This window comes from Flavobacterium sp. GW823-FHT06G12, from assembly GCF_058794775.1.
The window spans coordinates 1,307,754-1,320,716 of the sequence record NZ_JBXAHE010000001.1; the positions used below are offsets into that span (position 1 = coordinate 1,307,754).

Genomic DNA, 12,963 nt, shown 5'->3' on the forward strand with positions numbered 1-12,963 from the left:
TGCTGCGGCTATTTCTTTCTGCGCCTGATTTTTTTCTTAAATATAGGTTCAGTATAATCATTATGGCCGCTGTCAGGATTAATGGGAAGCAGTCCTGCGAAAATGTCAAATATACTTTCGTTTTTTTTTGCGGCATCAATGAAACTAAAGAGCTGATGCGGCTTCTCTGCAGGCATATCCTGATATTGCCTGTTTAGGGAATGTGCCTTCAATTGGCTATTCCTATTATTCATTTCAGTTTTAATTCCGCTGTTCCAGCAGTTGTTAAAAATATTGGCTGAGAATTCCTTACCCAAACGGGAGCCGTTCCAAACTGTTTTTGAGTCATGGTCAATAAAGGTCATACCGTAAATTCTTCCCGCATCATTTCGCCGAACCACAACGTTGATGCCGTGCTTTCCAAGATTTTCAATAAATTTCTGCTCGTCCTTCGCTGAATTGAGGGTATCAGTTACGGCGGCCTTTATTGCTTTTTTCGCAGGATGCCCGTCCATCAGTTTTTTGCTGGTGCCAAAATGCAGCTCCAAGCCGGCCAGTCCTGCTTTTTTTCCAAATAATGAAGCTTTGATCGGATGTCCTGCTTTTTCACCTTTTTTATCCAACGGAGCATACAGCAGTCCCTGCCGCATTATTCCGCCATGCTCAACTTCTAATTTCTGGGCCTGTATATTGAACAGTGACAGCAGAGCATTATATTCGCCCAGGCTCTGATAAATGTAGTACTGAGGCAGGTATCTAAGCACCGAAGCCATCTGGCTTTTAATGTTACCTTTTTTGCAGTCGACAGCTTGGAAAATCTTATTTTCCTCTATAGGCTTGTCCGCAGCGGCCCGAATCAGCCCATATTTGGTTTCCAGTTCACGGCAGAGCTTCATAGAGCGCATCTTCTCATAGCTGTCCGATATTTTTTTTCCCTGCTCGTCAACACATACTGACACAATATGGATGTGGCTGCGTTCGATATCTGTATGCTTAAAGACAACATAAGGCTGTTGCCCGTAGCCCATTTCACGCATATACTGATCGGCCATTTCGGTATACCTGCCGTCGCTCACTTGATCTTTTGGATCTGGATTTAGAGAGATATGCAGCGTATGTTTTTCCGTGTTGCGATTGGCAATAAGATAAGGCGCAAAAGACTGCATCAGCTGGGCAGGTGAATAATGAGCATCCGGGGTTTCGATTATTCTGCTAAATGAAAGAATCTTAGCTTTCTTATTTTCTACTTTCAGCAGATTGTAAGCCAATGCGCCGTATAAATTGCCGCTTCTGCCAATTTTTGCTATCATTTTTTAATGAATTTTTCTTCAAACTCTTGGCTTAACTGCAGGATCTTCTGAAATAATGAAGCCATTTCAGCCGTCTGTTTTTCTAATTTAAAGAGATACGCAGCCGCTTTTTTCTCCGAAAAATGTCTGTACAGGAGCTTCACAAGCTGGTTGTAGTTAACTCCGATTGATCGGAACTGTGCATAGAAAGTAGTCAGACGCATGTAAAAGTCAATGGTTCCCTTGTCAACATTTATCGTCCTGATCTCCTTTTCGAACAGTCTGGCAGCTATAAATTTTGCCTTATTATCCATCCCGGATATTTCAAAAAGAGAAAGCAGTTTTGCATTCTCCCTGTCTGTCAGCCGAAAAACATGACGGTGTATTCTCGGTTCCACTTTTGGCGTGCGTCCCAGTTTTTTGCGTTCTTCATTTTTGTCTCCATTCATAATATTTCGTTTTTTAAAGTAATTAAAAACCCTGACTTCGGAAGGGATTTCCGGCCCCCGGCAGGGCAAGTTGTTTTGAGGCACCATTCGAATTTCGAGTGCCTCAGAACACAACTTGCCGTGTTCTGGTGAACACTAAAAATCCGCCCTTCGGGACGGTTTTCATGTAGAGGGAGAAACAGTGCCGTACTGTTCATTTCAGTCCGTCAGGGTTTATATTTCTGCATTATTGTCAAGCGTCTTGTTTAATACAAAGTAAAAGAGTCTTTGGTGCAACAGTACATTTAGTGCTTCGGACAAACCGTGACAATGCAAGCCAACGCATTCACTCGGTTAATATTCAGGCTGATATCCGCATTTCTTTGCCCATACAAACGAGTGTAGAGATGTAGGTATGCTGTTACGGAGTCAGATGATTTTATCAGCAGGTTGGCATATGCATCAGGCCATAGGTAAGCTTCAGCGGCTGTATGTATCTACAACTCTCTGTACGCAAGCAATTATATACAGATATAGGGATTTAGCCATAAAATTATTTATGACATAAGATTTCTACATAAATAATTATTGTCGCAGATAAGTGCTCGAATCTGTACGAATTGCTGTAGATGCGTGCGTGCTCAAGTGCACATATACGTCCAGAAATAATAGCATAACTGCACATCTTTTTTTTTTTAAATCATCTAAAGACAGAATAATATGGAATCGGAAAACAAAACAAAATTTATTGCTTTTTCCTCCCAGAAAGGAGGTGTAGGCAAATCTACCTTCACTGCCCTTGTGGCAAGTGAACTGCATTATCGCCAAGGTTATAATGTGGCAGTATTTGATGCGGATTTCCCGCAGTACAGCCTTGTGAAAATGAAGACCCGCGATCTTCGAATGGTCATGGAAAACGAGTTTCTAAAGAAGACGGCATTCAGACAGTTTGCGGTGATAAACAAAAAAGCGTATCCCATTATGGAACATAAGGCAGACGGGGTCGTGCAGACCGCGATCGAGTTTTTGGAATCATCAGACCTTCGGTTTGATTTTGTTTTTTTTGATCTTCCAGGTACAGTAAACACACCTGGGATTTTGAAGGCACTTGCGGGCATGCATCATATTTTCACGCCGATAACTGCCGATCGTGTAGTAATGGAGAGCTCGCTGGTATTTACCCAGCTGATAAATGATGTTATAATGAAGAAAGGAAGGATGTCGATTAAAAGCATAAATCTGTTTTGGAATCAGGTAGACGGTCGTGAACGTTCTCCTCTTTACGACTTGTACGGCAAGCTTATCGCTGAACTGGGATTGAAAGTTATGCGCACGCAGGTCATGAACAGCACCAGGTTTCGAAAGGAAAGCGAGGCTGCGGCCAAGACGGTTTTCCGTTCCACTTTGCTGCCTGCGGACGAGCGGCTAATGAAGGCATGCCGAATGGACCAGTTCATTGCAGAATTTTTGGAAGTAGTAAATTCTTAAGACCATGGGAAAAGGAAAGATCGAAAGGGACGCTAATGAAATCAATGAAGAATTGATGATGAGCCTTATGGCTGATGGGGTTAAGAAAGATGGAATACGGCTGGAGGATCATAATATTGGAGAGGCAATCGCCCCGACAGAAAAGCCATGCCCGATTGAGCGCGGGAAGAAAAAAAAGCATCAGGAAGATTATGAGGCTATCTTTTTCAAAAGACCCGAGACCAATGCCCGAAACGGCAAAACTGTCTACATACGTCCTGATTTTCATGAAAAGCTGACGCGAATCGTACAGGTTATTGGTGAAGACAAAATAACTATTTACGGGTACTTGGACAATCTGCTTGAAAATCATTTTCAGGAATTCGGCGGTCAGATCATCACAAGTTTTAATGACAAGTATAAACCAATAATGTAAACGTGGAAACCTTAATTATAATTTGCCTGATTATTATCATAATACTGCTTGTGAAGGATGAATTTCCAGCAAAAGTATTGAATCCGGAAAAAAAGACAGGTTCTGAAAAACTCAAGCCAAACCTGCCAGATCTAATGGGACCGACTATGGATTTCAAGAGCCTTATAACGCCGAAAGATGCCAATGACTTCCATATCAAGGCAGTAAGAGATGAAGTGCATAATTTTGATGCAGAAATCAGTGGGGAACAACACCCAAAAGATTGGCAGGAAAATCTCGATGATGCAAATGATTATTTGCTTGATTTGAAGGATGAGGAGGAAGAGTGGAATAATTTTGGAATTTCCAGAGGGAATAGCGGTTTTGCCCAAGGGGTTACCTTCGAAGAATTAAGCTCAGTGGGGATGATGCTGCAGGAGGAAAGCCTGGAACCGTCCCAAAAGGAAACAGCAGCAGCTTTGATTCAGAAAATACAAGGAACCGAATTATTTAACCTACTGGAAAATTCCATGGAAGATGCTTCCCGAAGAATAGCAGAGCTGCTCGACGGGAGGCTTTCCAATTTGCCAGACAGATCCAACGAACAAGCGGATCCGGAGGATTTGCAGGATTTTGACATTGGGGACTTTTTATAGATTCCCCTTTTTTAGTTTGGAAGCTTACCGATTACTTTATTGACATTATCCAGCCTTATTAATTTATAATTGCTGTTTTCAAGATCTTCTATCAGGATATCCAAATCAATCTTTTCGTCTTCTTCATTATGAAGCGGCTTGTCAATTGAGGTGAAGATTATGGTTTGCCTTTCCTTTATCTCTGAGGAAATTTTAAAGAGCTGCTTCAAGCTGCTAAGATTGGTTCTATGCTGTCCAGGTTCATCAAAAATAATAACTCCAGGGTGATTTACTCCTTTGTTTAACAGCCCCAGCGTATATGCCCAGATGTTCCTAACAAAGTCAGAAGCCGAAGAATTTATTCTAATGGACTGCGGCAGATAAACACCCTCTTTTTTGTTCAAATAAACCGGCATATATTTAAACGGCTCTTTTCTATTGATGGATATCTGGTACTTTGCGTTACTGTCATATCCGAAACCAAACAGGTAATCTTTATATTCAGTTTCAAAGGCGGCCAATTTTAGTTCATCTTCTGCCGCCGATTTGCCCAGGCCTTCAATCTTTATTGTATTGTTATGGTATTTATTGGCAAGTTCCACTAAATCTGTTTTCAGCTCTATAATAGATTCCCTAAGCACTTCCAGATTTTCTATTTCTCTCTCAAGCTGCAGCTTCTTAACCACTTCTGATTCCGAGAATGCCCTATCATCTGCAATCAGGTCTTTTGAAATGGATTTGATAAGCACTTCCTTTTGGCGAAGAGAATTTTTAAAATAGAGCAGAAGCGCTTCTTTCTCGGCGACCGTTTCTTTTAGGCTTGTCAAGGAAGATTCTATAATTTTCTTTTGGCTCTTTAAAAAATTGGTGTTTTCCTCGAGCGTCAGCTGAGGGATCTTTATATTTTTTGTGGATATAAGATCTGTAGTTACCTCCTGAGAACAGGTAGGGCAATGGTTTGCACCGCGTTCATTGATAATATTTTCAGTGAAAACTTTCTGCAGATTGATATGGTCCTTAATTTCTGATTCAACGACTCCAATCTGTTTGTTTAAGCTGAAGGACTGCTGTTTCTCTATATTGAGCCTGTTCTCAAATTTGCTAACGTACTCCTTAAGCTCATAGTACTCTTCTTTTTGGCTGTTAAATTCTAAGATGGATGCTTCCCTGTTTTCTTTAATGGTGGCGATCGGTCTGCTCTCGAGTTCTTTAACGGCTTCAGTTTTAAGAAGCAAAAAATCTCCGAAACTGATTTTTTCAGCCTCCGAGGTTGAAAACAACACGTTTATTTTCTCAATTTCAGCTTTATCGGTAGTAAGCTCTTCAGGAACGTTAATTATTGTGGAGTTGCTTTGTTTTTCAATGTAGGATAGAGACTTAACTTTTCTTTTCCAGTCCTCAGTGATGGTGTTTCTTTCCTTATTTAAAACATCCTTTTCCGTGGAAAGGACAATTTCATTTAGGCCCAGAATAAATTCAACTATTTTTTCTTTGGCTTTCGTTATTCCGAAAAATGGCATGGTAGCAAAAAAATCGGACCATCCTTTGGTCTGTTCAATAAATAAAGCAGAGAAAATGGTTTGCAGGTAAAGCGGACTGTAATTGTCACTTCTTGAGCTGTTGCTGACCACTGGCAGATCAATGTTTATGAACTGCGCCAAAAAGCTGTAGAATCCATTTTGGTCTTCATTGTTTCCTCTGGCGTTCACAAAGAATGCACCCTTTGAAGTCTTTTCATCATTGATATGGTCAAATGGTGAAAAATGAACCATGATATTAGTTGTTTTTACCTCTTCAGTGCTCGGTTTGATGAATCTTTCAAGACAAATGATGTCCCGGTTTTCATTTTCTATTTCGAGAAAGATCTTAGAAGAGATTACTTTATAGACAATGCCATCTTCATCAGGGCCGGGCCTAACTGTAAATTCTTCTTTTAATGCTTTATCAAGAGCCTTCTCGTTATGTGCTCCTAACAATTCCTCCATTCCAAGAGCATAATAGATGCAGGTGTTTATTGTGGTTTTTCCTCTTGAATTAGGACCTGCAATTATGTTCAATCCCTGTTCAAAGGGAATTTCAAATCCATACAGATCCGTTATGTCTGCACTTTTATCGGTAAGAATTTCAGCTCGTAATTTATTTATTTTAAACATCCTGATACTATATTAATTTCCAGTTCTTATTTGCATTATTCAATCTGTTTTTTGGTATTACGCCAAGTGCCCTAATTTTTTGAATTTCATCCTGAAAAAGTTCAAACTTATTGATAGAATCAATTATTTCGCAGCCTTTTTCGGTTATTTTAATTTCAAGGGTCTGAGTCACGATCACTTTCGAAATATACTCGTTAATAAATCCAAGTGCCAGAACCTCATCAATTCCATGCTCAAAGGTCCACGGAACAAGACTGTTCCTGTTTTGATTGGACAGATCCAGCAATACCTGGTAATTATCTTCATTGCGAAGGGACCAGAAGGCAATATGGATCAGCTCCAAGCTTGCTTTTTTCCCGTAGCCGCAATATCTGATAATTGCCAAAAGCAATACAACTTTATAGTAACCGTTATATCGGATGGATACGGAAGTCGGTTTTTGATCTAAAAGTATATTAATCATTCTTTACAAAATTTAAGGTGCATATTCCAAGCCATTCTATAATCTGGTAATCCGATAGATCAATATTGGTAAAATCGGGCAGAACTTCAAAATGGCTTTTCAATTGATTTTGGAGTTCAATCTTTAAATCGAGGGCCTCTCTGCTTTCCTTTACATTTCTTGAATAGTCGTCTTCAACCTGATCGACGAATCTGTTTACAATATTCTTGAATTTTGAATAGAGGATCGGATAGTCCCTTTCTATAGTCCTTATATTGTCCTTCATGGCCAGAAATTTTCTAATCTGTTTAGCACTGACAGAATCTGCTTTGGCTGTTTCGGGATATAAAACATTATTTTTCCGGTATAGGTTTTCAAAAAATTCGCTGTTCTCCTTTTTAAAGGCTTCTATTTCTCTAGAAGTGCGCTCTTTTTCCAAGTTTTCATTCCACTGCTTTAGGCTTTCAAAATCAGATAAGTCTACATATTCAGCAATATACTGTTCCAGATGCTTTATTGAACAGCATTCAATATCGTCATTCCATGCCTTATCAGATATAACTGAGTTCAGAATTCCTATCAGGAAAGGTGAGTTATGCCTGTACAGAAACACGCCGCTTCCGGAAAGTCCCTTGGCCAGAAATTTTCCGTCCTCTCCGCCCTGATCAAAAGTTTCACCGACAAGGGTGATTTTGAAGCAGCCTGCATCATCGCTCACAGAGAGTATTCTTCCGTTAAATGGACGGTACTGATTGATCCTGACACCTTGGTATCCGCAGAATTTCACATCGTTTTCCGATAGCACGCCGCGTCCTAATTTATACTGATATTGGGATCTTTCGTTTTCATCCAAATCGATTTCTATCAGCGCAAAATCATGTTCAGTATTGAATTCCTTAATTTCCTTAGCGGTTATAGCTTTAAAATCAGAGGTGTAATCATTCTGTTTTTCGATTGTTATCTTGCCCAATTCCGGCAGTGCAGTTCCTAAACAGTGTGCTGCGGTAAGGACATAAAATGAGTCTTTGCCGGGAAGCAGTACACCGCTGCCTGTATGTTCGCCGCTTTTTATGCGGACGCAGTATTTTTCCGCTAAATTATTTGTCATTTTTTCTAAACAAGTTTTTAGTTGTTGGCTTCCAGTTGCCGTCTTCAGAATCTGCCTCATTGATAAATTCGCCTATTCTGTCTTTCAGATCTTCAATTTCATAATTAAAATAAATATTTAACAGAGTGTCTTTTCTTTGCGAATTGTATACCAGCCTTGCAATGGTTTCCCTAGAAGGATGCTTATGTGCAGCGCTTCCTCCATTTGTAGAAATTATATAGTGGTCTGATTGGATCATACTAAGCATTTCTTGTGAGGTATTATTTATGCTTCCGTGGTGCGACACTTTAACATAATCGACCGTGAGCGGACTGGTCTGGCTATAATTACGGCGCAGAGACTCCGTTATCACTTCCGGCCTGGAGTCAGCCAATAGCAGGATAGAGAGGTCAAAGCACCTTAAAATAAAGGAAATGGAAGATGAATTGAAAATATCGCTGCTTATGGATTTCTCTGGAGCGAATGCTGCTTCATTTAAGGCTTTCAGGGTCTGGGAGTATATATTATGGTCCGTGGATATATTAACATTACCATTACCATCTTCGTTTACCGGCAGATCAGATGATTCCCATTTGAGGTATAATTCTTCAATTATCTGCGGCGTAGGCGACAGTATTTCAAACTGAAGTCCTCTTCTAACGATTGTTTCATCCAAAGTCGTTATTTCTGAAAGCTTTGCATCCGGTTTTTTTTGCAGAATTAATTCTTTTAATGTATCAGCCTGTTTTGTGCTGATGAGCTCGCCAGTCTCCACTTCAATGATTTCAGGATGATTCATCCAAATTTCGTCAATTGTAATATCATCTATTAGAGTGCTTTTGAAAAGGCTGATCAAACCTGCAATGTGGTCGGAATCAATGTGAGTGAGGACAAGAAGATTTATTCTGGTGACGTCTTTCAGTTCAGCTTTAAGCGTATATCGGAATGTTTGGGCTGTTCCCCCGTCAATAAGGATCTTAAATTCTTCACTATTATCATCAAATGTATTTATGAGGATGCAGTCTCCATGGTATGCAGGAAGCACCGCAAATTCTGTGAAATCTCTTTTCATTGGTTTGGTTAGCTCTTGGGTAGTAGTATTATTGGCGCTAATATAAGTATTTCCTGCATAAAACGACTCCGAGTGCCAAAAAAAACCTCTGCATGCCACTTTCCTGCTGCAGCTGATATTCCATGGCACCTTTGCTCCAAAGCCCGCACTCGGCGGGAAAAGACAAAACTCAAAAGTGTTTGGTTATGGAAAAACTAAGAAAAAAAAATTTACTGCTGGCATGCCTTTATATGCTGGCAGGAACTGGCGCAGCCGCGCAGGGTAATGGAACGGCGGGGATTACCGAAGCTACCCAGATGGTGACCTCTTATTTCGATCCCGCAACCCAATTGATCTACGCCATAGGGGCGGTGGTCGGGCTGATTGGCGGTGTGAAGGTCTACAACAAATTCAGCAGCGGCGACCCCGATACGAGCAAAACCGCGGCAAGCTGGTTCGGGGCGTGCATTTTCCTGATTGTCGCGGCGACGATTTTAAGATCCTTCTTCCTTTAATCCGGTGCCATATGACGAGTTACAGCATCAATAAAGGAATAGGCAGGACTGTCGAATTCAGGGGGCTAAAGGCGCAGTACCTCTTCATTTTCGCAGGCGGGCTGCTCGGAACGCTCATCTTCACGATGATCCTATACATGGCGGGGGTGAATTCCTATATCTGCCTGCTGCTGGGAGGGGGAGGTGCCGCAGTGATAATCTGGCAGACTTTTGCGCTGAACAGGAAGTACGGCGAGCATGGGCTGATGAAGATTGCCGCGCGAAAAAGACATCCTCGCTACATCGTATGCCGCAGACCGGTACGCAGATGTTTGAAATGTTCCGCTAAATCCGCCGTATCATGAGAAATGCGTCGAAGACAGCCACGCTGGAGAGCAGATTTCCGCTGCTGGCGGTGGAGCAGAACTGCATAATTTCCAAGGATGCGGATATTACCTCCTGTTTTGCCGTTTCGCTTCCGGAGCTTTTTACAGCCGGTTCCGCGGAATATGAAGCCATCCATTCTGCCTTTCACAAGGCGGTCAAGACCCTGCCTGATTTTACGGTCGTGCACAAGCAGGACTGGTATATTAAAGAAAACTACAGTGCCGATATGGAGCAGGAGCAGAGCTTTCTGGACAGGTCCTACAAGCGGCATTTCAATGAGCGGCCTTTTTTGAACCACTGGTGCTATCTGTTTCTCACCAAGACTACAAAGGAGCGCATGCGGATGCAGAGCAATTTCTCATCGCTATGCCGCGGTACGCTGGTTTCCAAAGAAATCAGGGACGGCACCAATATCCGCCGTTTTATGGACTGCGTTGCGCAGTTCGAGCGGATTGTCAACGACAGCGGGCTTGTGATGCTTAAAAGGTTGAGTGAAGAGGAAATTACGGGAGCGGATGGGAAGCAGGGCTTGCTGGAACAGTACCTTACACTGTCCAAAGACGATACGGCTTCTCTAGAAGATATTGCACTTGGGGCGGAAGAAGTGCGTGTCGGCAGCAAAAGGCTTTCGGTTCATACGCTTTCAGACACGGATGATCTGCCTTCGGCAGTATCACCGCATAAACGGCATGAGAAGCTGTCGACCGACCGAAGCGACTCCCGGCTTTCCTTTGCCGCCCCGGCGGGACTGCTGCTGGGCTGCAATCACATCTATAACCAGTACCTCTTTTTGGATTCCAGCGAGGAAAATCTTAAGAAGTTTGAAAAGTCGGCCCGCAATATGCACTCTCTTGCTCGATACAGCCGTGCCAACCAGATCAACAGGGAATGGATAGAGAAGTACCTCAATGAAGCGCATTCTTTCGGGCTGTGCTCTATCCGTGCGCATTTCAATATTATGGCATGGTCGGATAATGCTGCTGACCTAAAGCAGCTGAAGAATGACTGCGGAAGCGCCCTGGCACTGATGGAGTGCAGGCCAAGGCATAACACGGCGGATGCAGCCACGCTTTACTGGGCGGGCATGCCTGGAAATGCGGGGGATTTTCCCAGCGAGGAGAGCTTTTACACCTTCATTGAGCCTGCGCTGTGCTTTTTTGCGCAGGAAACCAACTACCGGAATTCGCCCTCGCCGTTCGGCATCAAGATGTCGGACAGGCTGACCGGCAGGCCGCTCCATCTGGATATTTCGGACCTGCCCATGAAGCGCGGGATCATCACCAACCGCAACAAGTTTATACTGGGGCCGTCCGGAAGCGGCAAATCCTTCTTTACCAACCATATGGTAAGGCAGTACTACGAGCAGGGGGCGCATGTGCTGCTTGTCGATACCGGAAATTCCTATCAGGGATTATGCGGGCTGATCAAAAGCAGCAGCAGTGGCGAGGACGGGGTCTACTTTACCTATACAGAGGAAAATCCCATTGCATTCAACCCCTTTTACACTGAGGACGGCATTTTTGACATTGAAAAGAGGGAAAGCATAAAAACACTTATGCAGACGCTGTGGAAAAGGGATGATGAGCGTCCGAGCAGATCCGAGGAAGTGGCTTTGTCCAATGCCGTAAACGGATACATCGAGCGCATTAAGGACGATGGACATTGCGCATCCTTCAACGGCTTTTACGAGTACGTTAAGGAAGATTACCGCGAGGTGCTAAGGGTAAAGCAGGTTCGGGAGAAGGACTTTGATCTGGCCAATTTCCTCAATGTTCTTGAGCCTTATTACAGGGGCGGGGAGTACGATTACCTGCTGAATTCGGACAAGCAGCTGGATCTGCTCTCCAAACGTTTCATTGTCTTTGAAATCGATGCCATCAAAGACCACAAGATTCTCTTTCCGGTGGTGACAATCATCATAATGGAAGTGTTCATCAATAAAATGCGCAGGCTGAAAGGGATACGCAAACTCATACTGATCGAGGAGGCCTGGAAAGCCATTGCCAAGGAAGGCATGGCGGACTATATCAAGTACCTTTTTAAAACTGTACGAAAATTCTTCGGAGAAGCAATAGTGGTGACCCAGGAAGTTGACGATATCATAAAATCGCCAATTGTCAAGGAAAGCATCATCAATAATTCCGACTGCAAAATCCTGCTGGACCAGCGCAAATACATGAACAAGTTTGATGACATTCAGGCCATGCTTGGCCTTACCGACAAGGAAAAAGCGCAGGTGCTTTCCATCAATATGGACAACAGCGCCACCAGACTATACAAGGAGGTTTGGATAGGTCTCGGGGGCTCGCACTCTGCGGTCTATGCCACCGAGGTGAGCCTGGAGGAATATCTGGCCTACACGACCGAAGAAATCGAGAAGATGGAGGTCATGCAGGCAGCCGCAGAACTGGACGGAAACGTGGAGCTCGCCATCAAGAAGATTGCCATGCTTAGGCGTGAGAAAGAAAAGTAAAATATATAGTAATCTAAAATCAGATAAAAATGAAAAAATATCTATCAATGGTTTATGCGGCGCTGATGCTTGCCGCAGCACCCTACGCAAATGCGCAGTTTGTGGTAACCGATCCGGCCAATCTGGCTTCTGGCATACTCAACAGTGCCAATGAAATCATACAGACCTCCTCCACGGTTTCCAATGTCGTCAAAAACTTCAAGGAAGTGCAGAAGGTCTACAATCAGGGAAAGGAATACTACGACAAGCTCCAGGCGGTCAACAACCTTGTGAAGGATGCGAGAAAGGTCCAGCAGACCGTTCTTCTGGTGGGCGATGTATCGCAGATCTACGTGCAGAATTTCGGGAAGATGATCAATGATCCCAACTTTACGCCCCAGGAGCTCATAGCCATCGGCAACGGCTATGCGGCGCTGCTGGGTGAGAGCACCGAACTGCTGAAAGAGCTTAAGCAGATCGTCAGCACCTCAAGCCTGTCGCTCAATGATAAGGAGCGCATGGATCTGATCAGCCGCATCTACAAGGAGGTGAAGGAGTACCACAGTCTGGTTAGGTACTATACCAACAAGAACATATCGGTGAGCTATCTCAGGGCAAGAAAGAAAAACGACGCCAAAAGCGTGCTTGATCTGTACGGAAACTCCAGCCAAAAGTACTGGTAGG

General features: G+C 43.2%; 13 protein-coding genes. 7 read left to right on the top strand and 6 right to left on the bottom strand.

Annotated features, from left to right (window positions below; all coding sequences use genetic code 11):
- Positions 1 to 8: 8 nt before the first annotated feature.
- Entirely contained in the window at positions 9 to 1,289 is a 1,281-nt protein-coding gene (mobB, locus tag AC1Q5Z_RS05550) for a conjugal transfer protein MobB (protein WP_492444018.1), read from the bottom strand.
- Positions 1,286 to 1,717, bottom strand: a complete 432-nt coding sequence (gene mobA / locus AC1Q5Z_RS05555; protein ID WP_492444019.1) for a conjugal transfer protein MobA — start codon at positions 1,715 to 1,717, stop codon at positions 1,286 to 1,288. Before mobA ends, mobB begins: the two co-directional genes overlap by 4 nt.
- Before the next feature lie 699 nt (positions 1,718 to 2,416).
- On the opposite strand from mobA, the gene AC1Q5Z_RS05560 reads away from it, so the two are divergent.
- From AC1Q5Z_RS05560 to AC1Q5Z_RS05570, 3 genes are read left to right on the top strand one after another with little or no spacing between them, the layout of a single operon-like run.
- Complete coding sequence (locus AC1Q5Z_RS05560; protein ID WP_492444020.1) at positions 2,417 to 3,184, top strand: ParA family protein; 768 nt, start codon at positions 2,417 to 2,419, stop codon at positions 3,182 to 3,184.
- A 4-nt stretch (positions 3,185 to 3,188) separates the two neighbouring features.
- Positions 3,189 to 3,599, top strand: coding sequence for a DUF3408 domain-containing protein (locus AC1Q5Z_RS05565; RefSeq protein WP_492444021.1), 411 nt, complete (start codon positions 3,189 to 3,191; stop codon positions 3,597 to 3,599).
- 2 nt (positions 3,600 to 3,601) lie between these two features.
- Positions 3,602 to 4,234, top strand: a complete 633-nt coding sequence (locus tag AC1Q5Z_RS05570; RefSeq protein ID WP_492444022.1) for a conjugal transfer protein TraD — start codon at positions 3,602 to 3,604, stop codon at positions 4,232 to 4,234.
- A gap of 11 nt (positions 4,235 to 4,245) precedes the next feature.
- On the opposite strand, the gene AC1Q5Z_RS05575 is transcribed toward AC1Q5Z_RS05570, so the two are convergent.
- From AC1Q5Z_RS05575 to AC1Q5Z_RS05590, 4 genes are read right to left on the bottom strand one after another with little or no spacing between them, the layout of a single operon-like run.
- Complete coding sequence (locus tag AC1Q5Z_RS05575; RefSeq protein WP_492444023.1) at positions 4,246 to 6,366, bottom strand: hypothetical protein; 2,121 nt, start codon at positions 6,364 to 6,366, stop codon at positions 4,246 to 4,248.
- A 7-nt stretch (positions 6,367 to 6,373) separates the two neighbouring features.
- Entirely contained in the window at positions 6,374 to 6,829 is a 456-nt protein-coding gene (locus tag AC1Q5Z_RS05580) for a hypothetical protein (protein ID WP_492444024.1), read from the bottom strand.
- A complete protein-coding gene (locus AC1Q5Z_RS05585; RefSeq protein ID WP_492444025.1) occupies positions 6,822 to 7,916 on the bottom strand; it encodes a trypsin-like serine protease in 1,095 nt (364 codons plus the stop codon). The genes AC1Q5Z_RS05580 and AC1Q5Z_RS05585 overlap by 8 nt, the downstream gene beginning before the upstream one ends.
- Complete coding sequence (locus AC1Q5Z_RS05590; RefSeq protein ID WP_492444026.1) at positions 7,906 to 8,967, bottom strand: ComEC/Rec2 family competence protein; 1,062 nt, start codon at positions 8,965 to 8,967, stop codon at positions 7,906 to 7,908. Before AC1Q5Z_RS05590 ends, AC1Q5Z_RS05585 begins: the two co-directional genes overlap by 11 nt.
- Positions 8,968 to 9,152: 185 nt before the next feature.
- Between AC1Q5Z_RS05590 and AC1Q5Z_RS05595 the strand changes: the two genes are divergently transcribed.
- From AC1Q5Z_RS05595 to AC1Q5Z_RS05610, 4 genes are read left to right on the top strand one after another with little or no spacing between them, the layout of a single operon-like run.
- Positions 9,153 to 9,461 (top strand): DUF4134 domain-containing protein, encoded by a 309-nt coding sequence (locus tag AC1Q5Z_RS05595; protein ID WP_492444027.1) that lies wholly within the window; start codon positions 9,153 to 9,155, stop codon positions 9,459 to 9,461.
- 11 nt (positions 9,462 to 9,472) lie between these two features.
- On the top strand, positions 9,473 to 9,805 hold the full coding sequence (locus AC1Q5Z_RS05600) for a DUF4133 domain-containing protein (protein ID WP_492444028.1): 333 nt from the start codon (positions 9,473 to 9,475) through the stop codon (positions 9,803 to 9,805).
- Complete coding sequence (locus tag AC1Q5Z_RS05605; protein ID WP_492444029.1) at positions 9,802 to 12,300, top strand: TraG family conjugative transposon ATPase; 2,499 nt, start codon at positions 9,802 to 9,804, stop codon at positions 12,298 to 12,300. The genes AC1Q5Z_RS05600 and AC1Q5Z_RS05605 overlap by 4 nt, the downstream gene beginning before the upstream one ends.
- A 29-nt stretch (positions 12,301 to 12,329) precedes the next feature.
- The gene (locus tag AC1Q5Z_RS05610) at positions 12,330 to 12,962 is read left to right on the top strand and encodes a DUF4141 domain-containing protein (protein ID WP_492444030.1); all 633 of its coding nucleotides are present in this window, start codon (positions 12,330 to 12,332) and stop codon (positions 12,960 to 12,962) included.
- Position 12,963 lies beyond the last annotated feature (1 nt).

Excerpts from the sequence above, each read along its gene's own strand:
- mobB (WP_492444018.1), bottom strand. The coding sequence starts at position 1,289 with ATGATAGCAAAAATTGGCAGAAGCGGCAATTTATACGGCGCATTGGCT.
- mobA (WP_492444019.1), bottom strand. The coding sequence starts at position 1,717 with ATGAATGGAGACAAAAATGAAGAACGCAAAAAACTGGGACGCACGCCA.
- AC1Q5Z_RS05560 (WP_492444020.1), top strand. The coding sequence starts at position 2,417 with ATGGAATCGGAAAACAAAACAAAATTTATTGCTTTTTCCTCCCAGAAA.
- AC1Q5Z_RS05565 (WP_492444021.1), top strand. The coding sequence starts at position 3,189 with ATGGGAAAAGGAAAGATCGAAAGGGACGCTAATGAAATCAATGAAGAA.
- AC1Q5Z_RS05575 (WP_492444023.1), bottom strand. The coding sequence starts at position 6,366 with ATGTTTAAAATAAATAAATTACGAGCTGAAATTCTTACCGATAAAAGT.
- AC1Q5Z_RS05580 (WP_492444024.1), bottom strand. The coding sequence starts at position 6,829 with ATGATTAATATACTTTTAGATCAAAAACCGACTTCCGTATCCATCCGA.
- AC1Q5Z_RS05585 (WP_492444025.1), bottom strand. The coding sequence starts at position 7,916 with ATGACAAATAATTTAGCGGAAAAATACTGCGTCCGCATAAAAAGCGGC.
- AC1Q5Z_RS05590 (WP_492444026.1), bottom strand. The coding sequence starts at position 8,967 with ATGAAAAGAGATTTCACAGAATTTGCGGTGCTTCCTGCATACCATGGA.
- AC1Q5Z_RS05595 (WP_492444027.1), top strand. The coding sequence starts at position 9,153 with ATGGAAAAACTAAGAAAAAAAAATTTACTGCTGGCATGCCTTTATATG.
- AC1Q5Z_RS05600 (WP_492444028.1), top strand. The coding sequence starts at position 9,473 with ATGACGAGTTACAGCATCAATAAAGGAATAGGCAGGACTGTCGAATTC.
- AC1Q5Z_RS05605 (WP_492444029.1), top strand. The coding sequence starts at position 9,802 with ATGAGAAATGCGTCGAAGACAGCCACGCTGGAGAGCAGATTTCCGCTG.
- AC1Q5Z_RS05610 (WP_492444030.1), top strand. The coding sequence starts at position 12,330 with ATGAAAAAATATCTATCAATGGTTTATGCGGCGCTGATGCTTGCCGCA.